The sequence below is a fragment of the Nonlabens marinus S1-08 genome (assembly GCF_000831385.1).
Classification (GTDB): Bacteria; Bacteroidota; Bacteroidia; order Flavobacteriales; family Flavobacteriaceae; genus Nonlabens; species Nonlabens marinus.
The window spans coordinates 683497-697485 of the sequence record NZ_AP014548.1; the positions used below are offsets into that span (position 1 = coordinate 683497).

General features: G+C 38.1%; 16 protein-coding genes. 5 read left to right on the forward strand and 11 right to left on the reverse strand.

Translation table 11 applies throughout. The features are described from left to right. Positions 1–149: 149 nt before the first annotated feature. From NMS_RS03155 to NMS_RS13665, 5 genes are all read left to right on the forward strand, one after another. Positions 150–1058: a NifU family protein gene (locus NMS_RS03155; RefSeq protein ID WP_041495363.1), complete on the forward strand. Its 909-nt coding sequence runs from the start codon at positions 150–152 to the stop codon at positions 1056–1058. Between the two features lie 49 nt (positions 1059–1107). Then, complete coding sequence (locus tag NMS_RS03160) at positions 1108–1839, forward strand: hypothetical protein (protein ID WP_041495364.1); 732 nt, start codon at positions 1108–1110, stop codon at positions 1837–1839. Positions 1840–2065: 226 nt separating this feature from the next. Then, positions 2066–2782, forward strand: coding sequence for a hypothetical protein (locus tag NMS_RS03165; protein ID WP_041495365.1), 717 nt, complete (start codon positions 2066–2068; stop codon positions 2780–2782). 79 nt (positions 2783–2861) lie between these two features. Further along, entirely contained in the window at positions 2862–3578 is a 717-nt protein-coding gene (locus NMS_RS03170) for a hypothetical protein (RefSeq protein ID WP_041495366.1), read from the forward strand. A gap of 102 nt (positions 3579–3680) precedes the next feature. Then, the gene (locus tag NMS_RS13665; protein ID WP_316931178.1) at positions 3681–3875 is read left to right on the forward strand and encodes a dodecin family protein; all 195 of its coding nucleotides are present in this window, start codon (positions 3681–3683) and stop codon (positions 3873–3875) included. Here the strand turns inward: NMS_RS13665 and tsaB are convergent. The 11 genes from tsaB to NMS_RS03225 form a co-directional block, all read right to left on the reverse strand. Further along, entirely contained in the window at positions 3868–4551 is a 684-nt protein-coding gene (gene tsaB, locus NMS_RS03175) for a tRNA (adenosine(37)-N6)-threonylcarbamoyltransferase complex dimerization subunit type 1 TsaB (RefSeq protein ID WP_041495367.1), read from the reverse strand. The two genes, NMS_RS13665 and tsaB, sit on opposite strands and share 8 nt — an antisense overlap. An 18-nt stretch (positions 4552–4569) precedes the next feature. Then, positions 4570–5838, reverse strand: coding sequence for an efflux RND transporter periplasmic adaptor subunit (locus NMS_RS03180; RefSeq protein WP_041495368.1), 1269 nt, complete (start codon positions 5836–5838; stop codon positions 4570–4572). 3 nt (positions 5839–5841) lie between these two features. Further along, positions 5842–7308: a TolC family protein gene (locus NMS_RS03185; RefSeq protein WP_041495369.1), complete on the reverse strand. Its 1467-nt coding sequence runs from the start codon at positions 7306–7308 to the stop codon at positions 5842–5844. A gap of 54 nt (positions 7309–7362) precedes the next feature. Then, entirely contained in the window at positions 7363–8532 is a 1170-nt protein-coding gene (locus tag NMS_RS03190) for an efflux RND transporter periplasmic adaptor subunit (RefSeq protein ID WP_041495370.1), read from the reverse strand. A 24-nt stretch (positions 8533–8556) separates the two neighbouring features. Continuing rightward, on the reverse strand, positions 8557–9816 hold the full coding sequence (locus NMS_RS03195; protein WP_041495372.1) for an ABC transporter permease: 1260 nt from the start codon (positions 9814–9816) through the stop codon (positions 8557–8559). Between the two features lies 1 nt (position 9817). Next, positions 9818–11065 (reverse strand): ABC transporter permease, encoded by a 1248-nt coding sequence (locus NMS_RS03200; protein WP_041495373.1) that lies wholly within the window; start codon positions 11063–11065, stop codon positions 9818–9820. Continuing rightward, entirely contained in the window at positions 11058–11759 is a 702-nt protein-coding gene (locus tag NMS_RS03205) for an ABC transporter ATP-binding protein (RefSeq protein ID WP_041495374.1), read from the reverse strand. Before NMS_RS03205 ends, NMS_RS03200 begins: the two co-directional genes overlap by 8 nt. An 85-nt stretch (positions 11760–11844) precedes the next feature. Continuing rightward, positions 11845–12063: a hypothetical protein gene (locus tag NMS_RS03210; protein WP_041495376.1), complete on the reverse strand. Its 219-nt coding sequence runs from the start codon at positions 12061–12063 to the stop codon at positions 11845–11847. A gap of 6 nt (positions 12064–12069) precedes the next feature. Beyond that, on the reverse strand, positions 12070–12591 hold the full coding sequence (locus NMS_RS03215) for a DUF420 domain-containing protein (RefSeq protein WP_041495377.1): 522 nt from the start codon (positions 12589–12591) through the stop codon (positions 12070–12072). A 2-nt stretch (positions 12592–12593) separates the two neighbouring features. Further along, positions 12594–13295 carry an SCO family protein gene (locus NMS_RS03220; RefSeq protein ID WP_041495378.1) on the reverse strand — a complete coding sequence of 234 codons (702 nt, stop codon included), beginning with the start codon at positions 13293–13295 and terminating at the stop codon, positions 12594–12596. Further along, positions 13288–13986: a hypothetical protein gene (locus NMS_RS03225; RefSeq protein ID WP_052476679.1), complete on the reverse strand. Its 699-nt coding sequence runs from the start codon at positions 13984–13986 to the stop codon at positions 13288–13290. Before NMS_RS03225 ends, NMS_RS03220 begins: the two co-directional genes overlap by 8 nt. Positions 13987–13989 lie beyond the last annotated feature (3 nt).

Genomic DNA, 13989 nt, shown 5'->3' on the forward strand with positions numbered 1-13989 from the left:
AATATATCATATAAAGACAAGAAATGAGAGCAGATCACCTGATAGGGAATTTGGATTTCATTTTTAAATCTCGCTATAACCTAATCCTTTGCCTATTTTCTAGTAGTTCCTTGCTTCCTATCTATCTTTGTAGCTGAAAATGAGATGACATGAGTGAACACCAAATTAAAGTGGTTCCTACCACTAATGAAGCAATTGTAAAATTTGAAAGCAGTGAATTTCTAGTAAAAAATCACAGCTATGAATTTAAAAACATAGATGATGCTAAGCCGTCCCCACTAGCGCAGCAATTATTTTATCTGCCGTTTGTTAAAACGGTCTACATCGCTCAAAATTTTATTGCTATTGAGCGATATGATATTGTGGAATGGAATGACGTCCAGGATGAAGTAGCAGAGCAAATTGAGAAGTATCTAAATAGCGGGAAAGCCTTAATTCCTGAAGAAGCTGAAGCGAAAAAGACCGCAGTTACCGTTTATGCGGAGGCAACTCCCAATCCTGCTGTTATGAAATACGTGGCCAATAAAAAGTTGGTCGTCAATAGTCAAGAGTTTAAAACTATTGAGAATACTGAGGCTGGTTCGCTTTCGCGAAAGCTATATCAGTTCCCCTTTGTGAAAGAATTGTATGTGGACGAGAATTACATCTCTGTGCACAAACATGATATCGTGGAGTGGCAGGAAGTGACTCATCAAATACGTTCTTTTATCAAGGAAGGAATTGAGAAAGGTGATGAAATAGGGATTTCTACTTACCAGTCGGGCACTGTAAAAGAAAGCGGAGAAATCATGGATCTTCCCAAATTTGAAAACCTTAGTGAGGTATCTAAAAAGATCGTTGAGATTCTAGATGAGTACGTCAGACCAGCGGTGGCAAGTGATGGAGGAAATATCGTTTTTGACAGCTATAATGAAGAAACTCAGGAGGTAAATGTTATTCTGCAAGGTGCCTGTAGTGGTTGCCCTAGTTCAACCATGACTTTAAGAAACGGGATAGAAACCATGATGAAAGAAATGATTCCCGGTAAGATTCAGAGAGTTGTAGCGATAAATGGATAAATTTATGGCATAATTTGTGAAGCCTTAAATACAACAAACCTACTTAATTATGAGAAATTTAAAACACATTAGTATTGCTTTAGCCCTAGTTGTAAGCTGCGGCATGAGCGCACAATTATTTCAAGAGGGTAAAACTTCCACTGGAACTCAATTGGATTTACAAACCTTCCAAAATTCAGAATTAACCACGATGCAGTTAACTGAGCCTGGAGAAGTTGATGGTGACCCGTTACTTTTTGATAAATACATGCCTGCAGAAATCATTTTTGTAGGAACTGATCAAAAACCGATCAACATGTATCTTAATTATAACGTCTATGCAAACCTGATGAAAATGCTTTCAGACGAAGAAAACAAGGATGAAGTTCGTATGCTACCAAGAGCCTCTAATTTTGATATTCTTATAGATAACAAGAGGTTTAGGTATATAGATTTTAAAGTTGATGGATCATATATTGAATCCTATGTGGAAATCCTAGACTCTTATGAAAATGGTGATTTGCTAGTATTACATAGGACTAAAGAAATTCAGAAAGCAGTATCGAATGGTAGCTCTTATGCATTAACTACTAATGATCGCTATAAATCTGATGATGCCTTTTATTACATTAAATCTGACGGTACCGCGATAGAAATGGAAAATCACAAACGAAGAATAACTAATAACTTATCATCAAAAGCTGAAGATATGGTTAAAGATTATATCAAAGAGAAAAACGTAAAGTTTGAAGATGATTTGAAAGGACTTAAGGGAGTTGCTAGATATTATAATAGCATTTAATTTTCGTAAGAATTTTTCCGAATAACAAATTTTTCTAAGATTTTGAAGTCCGCTGTTCAGCGGACTTTTTTTTGTCAAGAATGTAGACTTTAATACAGGTCAAATTGATATTACACAGGTATATGACTGTTTATCTGTATTTTAACTTTTAAAAAAGAGTTAATGAAATCTTTTTAAAAAGTTGACTTCGTATATTTAAAGAAGGTCATTTAAATAGTTTTTAATTATGAGATTTTTTCACATTTTAGGTTTTTTAGCGTTTTGTTCTGTGACTTTTTCGTCGCAGGCACAAATCGTAGGGTCTAATCAATTTCCGAATACCTATCGGATGCCTGGTGGCTATGCGTTCATTGAACCGAACACAGACCCCTCTCTCAAATCTGTTACCGAGCCTAGGAGTGTCCAAGGATCTCCGTTTCTTTTTGAAGAAGCAGTCCCTTCAAAAATAATCTTCACTGATTCTGATGAAGAATCTATAGATCTTGAATTGAACTATAATGCATATGCAGATTTTATGAAAATAAAAGATGAAGCTACTACGTCTAGTGATATTGAATTATTACCTAGAGGTTGGAATTACGATATCTTAATGGGTGAAAGGAGATTTAGGTTCATCAATTTCACACATAATAAAAGCGAAGTGAATACCCACGTTGAAATTGTTGAAACGTTTGACGATGGGTCCTTTCTGGCTATACAATGGTCTAAAGTAATTCAAGAGATTTTTCCAGGAAAAGATCGTTACGTTAGTTCTCAACGCTATTACTTAATCAATACAGACGGAAGAGCTTTACAACTTAAAAATGATAACACTATTATAGATGCTTTGCCCAAGGCAGATCAAGATAAAATTAAAGAGTACATAACTAATAACAATATTCGCTTTACAAAAGATTTGAGAGGTCTAAAAGGTGTTGCCAAGTACTATGTGAGTCTAAATTAAATGCGTACAATAGAAGCATGAACTATGAAAAAAGATGATTGGATTTTAGAATAAACAATAATAACTCAAAGAAATAATTATGAAATATATGCTGTTTACAACAACTGCTGTTTTAACCATGATAAGCGCTCTGAGCAATGCACAAGCTACAATTGGAACTTCCTCACAATACCCTCGAGATGGTGATCTAATGCCTGGCTCACCTTATGGCTATACCTATCATGAAAATTTGACTGAGCCGTCAAACGTTTCTGGATATCCTTTTCTTTACGATGAATTCAAACCAGCACAAATCATATTTATTGATAATGAAAGCAATCCAGTGAACTTGAATTTGAACTATAATATGTATGCAGACTTCATGAAAATAGAAGGGACCAACCTAGGCAACCAAAGTATACAGCTATTACCTAAAGCTTTGAACTATGATATACTTATTGAAGGAGATCGTTTCCGGTTTGTGAGCTTTTCCAATGAAGGAAAATCAGTAAATTCTTATGTGGAGATCATTGAATCCTATGAGAATGGATCTTTTTTGGCTTTAAAAAGAAGTATGAAAATTCGCAAAGGTTTAAACTATTTTAAACCTGAATTTCAAAAAACTGAGCATTTCTATTATATCAACAACGACGGTTCATCATTCATATTAGAGAACCATGAAAAAAGGATAAGTAACAATTTTCCAGATCATGTAAAAGCAAGAGTGGAAAAATATATAGCGGATAAAAATATTAGGTTTGATGAAAACCTAAGAGGTCTAAAAGGTGTTGCCAGGTATTATGCGAGTCTAAACTAAATAAATCTAGCAAATACTGTAAAGTCAACATCTTGTTAATCGTTGTGCAACAACATTTTGAAGAGTGAGCTTTAGGTAAGAATCATAGTCATTTTAAAAGTAATTGAAGTTCTAGTTAATAACTATAAATTAAGGGAATATGCTGCAAAAAATGCAGTAGCTTATGCCTCCAAAAGTGTTAAGAATATCAAGTCTGTTTGCATCCATGAGCAAAGCGCACAATTAAATGACAATAATATTACGGAATACCGGGTGAATGCTAAAATCACGTTTGAAATAGATAAAACACTTAATTAGATTTAAACTCTTTCAAATAAAAGGGTTCAAAATAAGCGATATCTTCAACGGTATCGCTTTTTTTATAGGCTTGAATGGCGAGATTGCACATCGTCAAGGCAGTAGGCACTGAAGATACATACTCGTTTGACCTATCTGCTGTGAGCTCCTGAAATTTAGCTGCACCCGTGCCTAATACTGTGGCGTCGCCGCTTTTCAGATACCTCTGGAAAGAATCTTCTTCAAGAATAGTAGCGGCAACCTTTTCTTTCAACTCTCCATTTGTATACACGGCGCTGTAGACTTCCATTCTTCTGGCATCCATCATAGGTATGACCGTTTTGTTCTGAGGTACCTGTAAGGATAGGGCTCTCAAAGTATCTATTGAAATAAGTGGAATGTCTTGCGCAAAACACAATCCTTTAGCACTTGCTACACCTATCCTAAGACCAGTATAGGATCCAGGTCCTTTACTAATAGCGACAGCAGCTAAATCTTCAATCGTTAAATTATTCCTATTCAAAAGCTCTTTGATATACACATGGAGCAATTCTCCATGACTATACGAATCACTCTTGTCTTCTAGCAGGTCAAGGCAATTCTTTACATTCATATCATTTTTATACCCCCCTTTTTCTGAAGCTAGTGCGACAGAGCAATTGGTAGAGGTCGTCTCAATACATAAGATGATAGGCATGGAACTGTAGTTTATTAGTTACTCTTCAGCAACCTCAACAACTTTCTTAGAATTTACTGGTTTTCCAGATTTGAGAACATCTGTCACAGTGCGGTAAGGTCCGGTAATCACAATTTCTCCAGGTTTTAATCCAGAAGTGATCACGATATTTTTATCGTCTTGAATGCCTGTTTTTACCACACGTAATTCAGCTTTTCCATTTTTCTCAATAAAAACACATTCGAACTTCTGAGTAGTAGAAGTAACTGGCATTTTATTAGTTTCAGTTGAAGTGGTGTCGTTCTTAACAACTATTGCACTTATAGGAACTGCGATAGCATCTTTCTTCTGTTTTGTAATGATGTCTACAGTAGCAGTCATTCCTGGTTTAAAAGGACTGTAATTGTCTGGTTTACCTTCTGTCAGGTCTTTGTAAGATTCTGATAGAATTCTGATTTTCACCTTAAAGTTGGTGACCTGATCCGCTGTTAAGGCCCCAGTGGCGGTATTGGCTATTTCTGTAACTTGTCCTTCAAATTCTTTCTTTAAGTAGGCATCTACTTCGACAATGGCCTTATCACCCACGTTGATCTTGACAATGTCATTCTCATTCACATCTACTTCCACTTCCATTTGTGACAAATCTGCAACTCGTAAAAGCTCTGTTCCTGCCATTTGCTGAGTTCCAACCACTCGTTCTCCTAATTCTACCGCGAGCAATGAAACGGTTCCTGTCATAGGTGCGTAAATGCTAGTCCGACCTAAATTATCTGCAGCTTCATTAACCGTAGCGGCGGCACTTTGAACATTGAAATAAGCTGATCTTTCTGATGCTTTCGCACGATCATAGTTTGCTAACGCTGTATCATAATCCGATTGAGAAATTACCCCTTTTTTGAAAAGTTGAGAACTGCGATCAAAATTAGCTTTAGCTTCAGCAAGTGTTGCCTGGGCTTGAGCATAATTAGATCTAGAGTTTGAAAGACCTGCACGAGACCTACTGACGCTGGATTCTAAAAGGTCTGGATTGATCATGACTAGAAGTTGTCCTTTTTCAACCGCATCACCCTCATTCACGTTTAATTGAATAATCTCTCCAGGTACTTCAGGTGAAATACTAACTTCCACCTCTGGCTTAATCTTTCCTGTGGCGCTAACTGTTTCAGTTACATCCATCTTTTCAACCAGCATGGTTTCTACGGGAGTTCCTGTATCTGAGGACCCTATGACACCTGCTAGTTTCAAGGCAACATAGCCTGCTATTAAAACTCCAACAACAATTAGTGCTATTAGTAACTTTCTATTCATGATCTATAATTTTAAGTCTGATGGTTCGATGCCAAAATACAGCTCGAGTACTTTCAGTCTAAACAGGTAGTTGAATTTTGCCTGATTAAGGTTAATTTTTGAATTGTCGTAACGCAACTTGCTTTGACTAAAATCAAAGGCATTTGTTAAACCAACATCATAGCGTTGGGTTGCATAATCATAAGCGAGTTCTTGGGATTCCGTAGCTCTTTTTGCAGCTTCATAGGATTCTCGAGCACCTTTTACGTCCACATAAGCTTGGTAAACGTTACTTTCTAGGTCAAGTTTTGCTTGTTCTAATTGATATTCTGAACGTTTAAGGCTCACCTGATTACGTTGCACGTTACTACGTGTACTAAACCCGTTGAAAATTGGGATATTTAATGAAAAACCATAACCAATACCGTCATTTTGATACAGTTGATCAATAAAAGGATCAGCACCACGAATGGTCGTTATCGTGTTTGGAAATTCACCAATTACATTTTGACCAGTACCTTCAACAGTACCAATCACCTCTGTTCTTGTTGGATTGTCTCTGTCTAGTGTTTGAGAAAATGAGGTAGCATCTGTATATCTAGTGTCGTATCCAAAAAAGGCACTGAGACTAGGGTAATAAGCTCCCTTTGCAATCTGGAGACTTTTTTCAGCTAGCTCTACATTTTTCTCAGCAATTTTAACTTCAGAACGATTGTCCTCTGCAGCTGCAATGATCTCATCTACAGATCTGCTAGCTATACTTTCATCTATAATGTCATAATCAGCATCTGCTATATCAAAGTTCTCGTAATCCTTAATAAGCAGCAGTTGCGCCAAACTGATTTTACTGATGGTAACGGCATTTTGTGCATTAATTATTTGCTGTTGTTCAGATGCACTAGTAGCCCTAATTTCAAGAAGATCTCCTTCAGGCAATTGACCAGCATCCACTAATTCCTGTGTACGTTCAATCTGATCTAGGGTTACCTGATTTTGTGATTGTAGCACTTCTAGATTAGCTTTATTTGTCAAAATATCTAGATAACTATTTGCTACAAATAGGGAGATATCGTCTTTCATCTTATCCAGTCTGTAAAGGCTGGCAATTTGAGCAATCTTAGCCTGCTGTAACTGGCGTACATTTCTTAAACCATCAAATAATGTGTAGCCTACGTTGATTCTACCAGTCACCGATAAAAAGGTCGTAGTTTGTGCATTATTAGTTACTGGGTTGAAACTCAAACCAGTGTTTTCTGATAGTCCTGCTGACCCGTTAACAGTTGGCATAAAATTTCCCAAAGCATTCAGCTTATCGGCATCTGCGGTTTCAATATCAAGTTGGCTTTGTTTAATAGAGATGTTATTCTCAAGTGCATATTCCACACACTCGGCTAGAGTCCATTGCTTTTGATTGTTTGGATTTGGTGATGTTTGCGCTTTCGCGAAAGCGAAACACCCTAGAAAAGCAGCACAAATAATTAAGTTCTTCATAATCGATTAATGTCTATAGGTAGTTCTTAAATATGAATTGTTACAGATTATTTTCTAACCACCGTAATTACCAGTAGCAGCAGGCGCTTTGAGAGCATTCCATACTTTAATCTTATCCGTTTTTGAGAGACCTTCCTTCACTTCTACGAAAATTCCGTTACTCAGTCCCAGTACTACATCTCGACGCTCAAATTGTTGATCGCCAGTTTCCACTTCTACAAACGGCTTTTTAGTCTCAGGATCGTACTGCACTAGTGCTTCTTTAATCGCAAGTACATCAGTAGCTTTATCTAGTATGATGCTAGCGTTAGCACTCAAACCTGCTCGTATAAATGAATTATTCTCTGAGGGCTCCAGCGTTCCTTTAATGGCAAATTGAATAGCACCGTTTTCAGCAACACCTTTAGGAGCAATGTAATCAAGAGTAGCGTTGAATTTTCTGTTATCATAAGCACCAACAGTGATCTCCAATGGTAATCCTTCTTTAATTTTACCTACTTCACTTTCATCCACTTTACCTTCAAATATCATTTTATTAATGTCTGCCAGCAGCGCAATGGAAGTTCCCTCATTAAAATTGTTGGATTCAATCACTTGATTTCCCTCCTTAACTGGAACATCTAAAATCATCCCTGAAACTGTCGCTCGTACATTGGTATTCGCATACTCTCCTAATCCAGCTGTCGTACCTGTTCTTATGATGTCGTAGTTTTGGCTAGCGCCACTTAAGGAAACTTGTTCCTGACGGTAACGTTGCTGGGCATTATTGAAGTTGTTTTGTGCCAGATCAAAATCATTTGCAGATATCACTCCTTTATCAAAAAGCTCTTTCTGGCGGTTATAGATTGCAGTCTGATTATCCAAGGCTAATTTTGCAGTTTGCACGGCTGTACGCTGGGCCGCAATGCTGTTTTTTGCACTGGTCAAGGAGCTCACGTTAGGTACTACTTTAATATCAGCAATCAAGTCGCCAGCATCAACATAATCTCCTGCTTGCACATGAATCTTTTCAATCACTCCTGAAATGTTAGGTTTGATATTCACCTCTTCTTTAGGAACTATGCTACCCGTCGCTACGGTTTCCTTCACGATGGTTTGCATTTCAGCCGTTTCAGTTTCATAGGTTACAGGATCTTCCATATCCTTAACCACAATGTACCAGATTCCTGCGATTGTCAATATTACAATGACTGCAAGCATTACAATGGTGCCTCTTCTTTTCATTTATTTACTTCTTTAATTCGTTCGTTATTCTGTTCTTAATGCGTCTACTGGTTTCATTTTTGTAGCTCTGGAGGATGGAATAAATCCAGCTAAAAGTCCTGCCACTATTAAAACCATCAATGCGATAATCACTACTTTAATGTCAACCGTTGGATTTGCAAAATTAGAAACTGGTCCTACGGAGCTTAGTATAAGATTCATCACATAAATCATCCCTGCAGAAAATGCTATACCTGCAAAACCAGCGATCATTGTCAACACGATACTTTCTTGTAAGATTTGGGCTTTAATATCCCATGGCGTGGCACCCAGTGCTCGACGCACCCCTATTTCATTAGTTCGCTCTTTTACTACAATCAACATGATATTGCTGATTCCAATACCTCCTGATAGCAATATCAGTCCTCCAACAAAATACCCCACGAATGCCATGATGTCGAATAGTCCAGTGATCTTAGCAAACTGTTCAGCGATATCCCGATTACCTAAAGCCCTTTCATCATTAGGGTTTACAGATCGTAATTCTTTTAATGTGGCAAGAATCTCAGGTTTGAGTGTGGTGATACTGACTTTCTCATTTGCTGTAATTGCCATGAAACCCACATTATCTCCTGTGTTAAACGCTTTCGTGAAAGTGGTGTACGGTATATAAATAGTGTTCGCTTCTTGTTCACTATCTCCAGAACTATTGGGGTTCTTGAAAACTCCAACCACTTTGAAGTTTACACCATTAATGGTGAAGTAAGTCCCTATAGGGTCTTCACCTATATCGTATAAGGTTTTCACCACATCAACACCTATTACCGCCGTTTTCAAGTCATTTTCAATGTCTGAATAACTTATAAATCGTCCCGCAGTAATATCCATGGGCTGCTGGTTGATGTACTCAGGATAATCGCCACTGATTTCAAATGCACCTGTTTTTTCATTCCTAGTCACATTGTTAGAACCTCTATAGCCACCTAATCGCAACCTGGGAGAAACATAGGCGAGATCAGGAAACTTTTCTTTAAGTGCGGCAACGTCAGAAAGTTTTAAATCAAAGCGGCGTCCTTTTTTAAACCCTTTATAAGGCATAGAGGTAGATTGCGCCCATAAAAACATGGAGTTTGTAGCAAAATCACCAAAATCTTTGCTCACTCCTGTGCGCAAACCATTCGTAAGCGCCAGCAATAAAACCAAAATAAAGATTCCCCAGAAAACACCGAATGCTGTCAGGAAAGTCCTAAACCTATTGGCGTTAAGCGCCTCTAATATTTCATTCCAACGGTCTTTGCTAAACATATTATTCGTCTCTTAAGGCTTCAATAGGTTTGATATTTGAGGCACGTCTTGCAGGAATATATCCAGCCAAAGCACCAGCAATGATCAATATGGCTAGAGTGGTCAATGAAGTGCCTAAATCTGCTTTAGGATATCTTAAAAAGTCTGTTTCCACTAATGGACTTAAGGCTTCTAAAACAAAGACTCCGGCTAACAAGCCTACTAAGCCAGATAGAGCCGTAATAAAAATCGCTTCTTGAAGAATCATTCCAGTAATCTGGGATGGCAATGCGCCCAGCGCCTTACGTATACCTATTTCTTTAGTACGCTCCTTAACAATGATCAGCATGATGTTACTTACCCCTACAATTCCCGCTATGATGGTTCCGATTCCAATAAACCAAAACACCATTCTAATAGTGTCGATGAGTCCATAGATCTTTTCAGCTTCTTCTAGCGTGTTTGAAACATAAATCGCTGAGCGATCTTCAGGATTAACTGTAAATCTGGAACGCAATTCTTGTTCAATAGATTCTGACATTGCAGCACTGGTTGCGACCGCTTGATCAAAATTTTCTTCCATCTTAACTGTGTAAGCAATACTCCTAATATCTTGCCCTGCATTGAACACTTGTTGCGCAGTAGTAAGCGGTATAAACAATCGAGATTCTTCTCGACTGCCACCAGGATCTGTATAAACACCTACAACTTGAAAGTTGACATTGTTGTTGAGCATGATCATTTTACCTATAGGATCTTCATCCTTAAATAGGTCCATTTTCATTTGTTGACCTATGATAGCTACCTTGTTATTTTCATCTAGATCTGCCTGATTTAAAAACCTTCCAGAAACCATATCTTGGTTTTCGATAAATTGCTGGTCGGCATTTGCTCCTTCGATCCGGTAGTTACCTTGCTGCGTTTTATAATTTACTTGGCCGCCCCAGGTAGAATAGGTAGCCGTTTTATACTCAATGTTATTTTCGTATTTCTGGTTGAGATTATCATAATCCCCATTGCGTAATTGCAATCTACGGCCAGGATTAAGTCCTTGATATCCTTTAGTAGTTGTTCCAGTTCTTATAGAAATCTTGTTAGTAGCATCGCTTTCAAATTGCGTGGTAACGCCATTCTCAATCCCATTAGAAAAACCCATCAGAATAACCAGAATGAATATTCCTAGAAATACAGAAAACGCCGTCAGGAAAGTGCGTAACTTATTTTTGCGTATGGTTTCAAAAATCTCCTGCCAGCTCTCAATACTAAACATGGCTCAAAGCTTTTACCTGATCCACGAGAGTATCGTCGATAATGCGTCCATCTTTCAAGTTAACGATGCGTTTGGTCATTTGTGCAATGTCTGGCTCATGAGTGACAACTAGAATGGTACGTCCTTCCTCATTGATGCCTTGAATAAGATCCATGACCTCATAAGAAGTTTTCGTGTCCAGTGCTCCTGTAGGCTCATCTGCAAGTAGCACCTTAGGGTCGCTGGCGAGTGCACGAGCAATGGCTACGCGCTGTTTTTGCCCGCCTGATAATTGATTGGGTAAATGGTCTGCCCAGTCTGCGAGACCTACTTTTTCAAGATAATGCATGGCGCGTTCTTCACGTTCGCGTCGTGGGAGTTTTTGATAGTACAGTGGTAAAGCCACGTTATCCATGGCGTTCTTGTAACTAATCAGGTTGAAAGATTGGAAAATGAAACCTAAGAACTTATTCCGGTATTTTGCAGCAATCTTTTCATTTAGGTTCTTGATAGGTGTTCCATCCAGAGTATAACTACCCTCGTCCGCTTCATCCAGCATGCCGAGAATATTCAGTAAAGTAGATTTTCCCGACCCAGAAGATCCCATGATTGAGACTAATTCTCCCTCTTTGACATTGAAATTAATTCCTTTTAAAACGTGCAATGAGTTAGCACCTGTTTTATAAGATTTATGAAGGTCTTTAATTTCAATCATTTGCGGTAGTTTCTATGCGTTACGAACGCCTATCAAGTAGACCACCAAAATTGCAAATAGTTACGCTATACGTGTTAAAGTCGCGTTAATTTGAAGCCTTTTTTGTGGTGCTGCGATAAATCATATAGATAATTGCGCCTACTAATAAATAGGGGAAAATCATGAGATAGGTGATTCCATTATTCAGGCCCTCTGCCTCAGCGGTACTACCACCACTCTCGATAACCGCACGACACATGGCACATTGCGCTTTCGCGAAAGCGGAAAAAAGAACAGCTATGATAACTAGAATACTCTTTTTCATAATTTCTTAGTAGTATGGATACATGAAAACATACACTGCAACACCTGTAAACGCAATGTACAACCAGATAGGAAACGTCCAACGGGCTATCTTCTTATGCCGGATGTATTTCTTATTCCAAGCAAAATACATGGTGTACAATACCAACGGTAGAATAATGCCTGAAAGCACTATATGGGTAATCAAAATAAATAGGTAAAGTGCACGTAAAGGAGCATCTTCTGGATAGGGCACTGGTTCATTGCTTATTTTAGAAATGACATAGCTCACTAAAAATACTGCGCTTAAAATAAAAGCAGTCGTCATCACAGCGCGGTGTGCTTTACGATTCCCAGCTTTAATTAATGTAAATCCTGTAATTAACAATAGTGCGGTACTCGCATTAAGTATGGCATGAAACAAGGGAAATAATCCTGCCTCAACACCTAGAAAATTATAGCGCTCTGGCATAAACATCAAGACCACTACAACGAGCGGTACGAGAATGGATATGGCGATAATGATGGCTGGGCCTTTTTTCTCTAACATGATTAATTATTCAATAAAGTTTCTGCATCCTCCATGATTTCCTCCAATTGCGCTGGTAAATCATTTTCAGAAATACCGCTGTACACATATGTCCAATTGCCATAGGCATCCTTACGGGATCGTATGTATCCATCACGATCTACTAACGCAAAGTTCCCGCTATGTTCAAATCGTACTGCTGGATTATCACTTTCTCCTACATATGCGTTAAACCCTTCTTTGGCTAGTTTGTAAGTCTCTTGTTTATCTCCTGTAAGAAATTGCCAGTCCGTAGTTTGTGCGTCATACCTGCTGGCATATTCTTTTAAAACTGCTGGAGTATCGTTATCAGGATCGATGCTGATGGATACTGCAGTGTAGTCCTCGTATTTTGATAGTTTCTCATTGATTTGAGACATGTTACGACTCATGGGTGTACAAATCGTGGGACAGGTGGTAAAGAAAAAGTCAACGATATACACTTTGCCTAATAGATCTTTATTAGTAACCGTATCACCATCCTGATTAATAAACTGAAAGTCGGGAACCTGATTGAATTTCTTCAAAAATTTGTCCGCTACTGGATCACGATCTTCACTGCGATTGCTATCCACTACTTTATCTGCCTGGATATAGTCAATCACATTAGTCACTGCAAAGTATCCAAAAATCAAAATAATAATTCCCAGACCTATATAATAAGGCGTGTCGCTTTTCTTACTCATATCCGTCGATTTCTTGATCGCGATTTTTCTTGAAAGCAAATCTATATTCTGCAAGCAATACTCTCATATCGTCGATCATTGTTTTTTGTAATGCAGATATAGAACTGGTATCATACCCATAAACAGCCTCTTCATCGTCTTCCTTAGGTCTCCCACGTAAAGCGCCGTTCTTGTCCGTTATAAATGCATAATCTGATGACAGGTCTTCATTCAAGATTAAATCAGAGCCTAACTTTTTAAAGAAATTCTTAATTTCTTGATCTGTCCCGGTGATAAAGTGCCAGTCTTCTATATCGGTGGTTTCTTTCATCTGGTATCGAATTTCTTCAATATCCTTAATCCCAGATTGTGGTACGATGGATATCATCTGAAAGCTTTCAAATTGATGAAACTCCTTGTAAATCTTCTCGTTAATGTTAGAAACATAGCCTAAACGTTCATAAGGCTGATGCCCTAGAAAAGTGATCACGCTTACGCTGTCTGTTAATTGAACAACCTCACCTTCTAACGTCTTAAAGTTATCAAGGTTCCCTACTTGCTCGTTCATCACTGGAAGGGTATCAAAGTGATGTTTACCCTGCAAGAAAAAAAGATAAGCTACTAAGGGCAAAGCAAAGAGCACTACCAATACAAAGTATTTGGCAAACGGGTTCACCTTTTTGATTTGGTAACTGTCTTTAGATGCTGACATATT

Excerpts from the sequence above, each read along its gene's own strand:
- NMS_RS03155 (WP_041495363.1), top strand. The coding sequence starts at position 150 with ATGAGTGAACACCAAATTAAAGTGGTTCCTACCACTAATGAAGCAATT.
- NMS_RS03160 (WP_041495364.1), top strand. The coding sequence starts at position 1,108 with ATGAGAAATTTAAAACACATTAGTATTGCTTTAGCCCTAGTTGTAAGC.
- NMS_RS03165 (WP_041495365.1), top strand. The coding sequence starts at position 2,066 with ATGAGATTTTTTCACATTTTAGGTTTTTTAGCGTTTTGTTCTGTGACT.
- NMS_RS03170 (WP_041495366.1), top strand. The coding sequence starts at position 2,862 with ATGAAATATATGCTGTTTACAACAACTGCTGTTTTAACCATGATAAGC.
- tsaB (WP_041495367.1), bottom strand. The coding sequence starts at position 4,551 with ATGCCTATCATCTTATGTATTGAGACGACCTCTACCAATTGCTCTGTC.
- NMS_RS03180 (WP_041495368.1), bottom strand. The coding sequence starts at position 5,838 with ATGAATAGAAAGTTACTAATAGCACTAATTGTTGTTGGAGTTTTAATA.
- NMS_RS03185 (WP_041495369.1), bottom strand. The coding sequence starts at position 7,308 with ATGAAGAACTTAATTATTTGTGCTGCTTTTCTAGGGTGTTTCGCTTTC.
- NMS_RS03190 (WP_041495370.1), bottom strand. The coding sequence starts at position 8,532 with ATGAAAAGAAGAGGCACCATTGTAATGCTTGCAGTCATTGTAATATTG.
- NMS_RS03195 (WP_041495372.1), bottom strand. The coding sequence starts at position 9,816 with ATGTTTAGCAAAGACCGTTGGAATGAAATATTAGAGGCGCTTAACGCC.
- NMS_RS03200 (WP_041495373.1), bottom strand. The coding sequence starts at position 11,065 with ATGTTTAGTATTGAGAGCTGGCAGGAGATTTTTGAAACCATACGCAAA.
- NMS_RS03205 (WP_041495374.1), bottom strand. The coding sequence starts at position 11,759 with ATGATTGAAATTAAAGACCTTCATAAATCTTATAAAACAGGTGCTAAC.
- NMS_RS03210 (WP_041495376.1), bottom strand. The coding sequence starts at position 12,063 with ATGAAAAAGAGTATTCTAGTTATCATAGCTGTTCTTTTTTCCGCTTTC.
- NMS_RS03215 (WP_041495377.1), bottom strand. The coding sequence starts at position 12,591 with ATGTTAGAGAAAAAAGGCCCAGCCATCATTATCGCCATATCCATTCTC.
- NMS_RS03220 (WP_041495378.1), bottom strand. The coding sequence starts at position 13,295 with ATGAGTAAGAAAAGCGACACGCCTTATTATATAGGTCTGGGAATTATT.
- NMS_RS03225 (WP_052476679.1), bottom strand. The coding sequence starts at position 13,986 with ATGTCAGCATCTAAAGACAGTTACCAAATCAAAAAGGTGAACCCGTTT.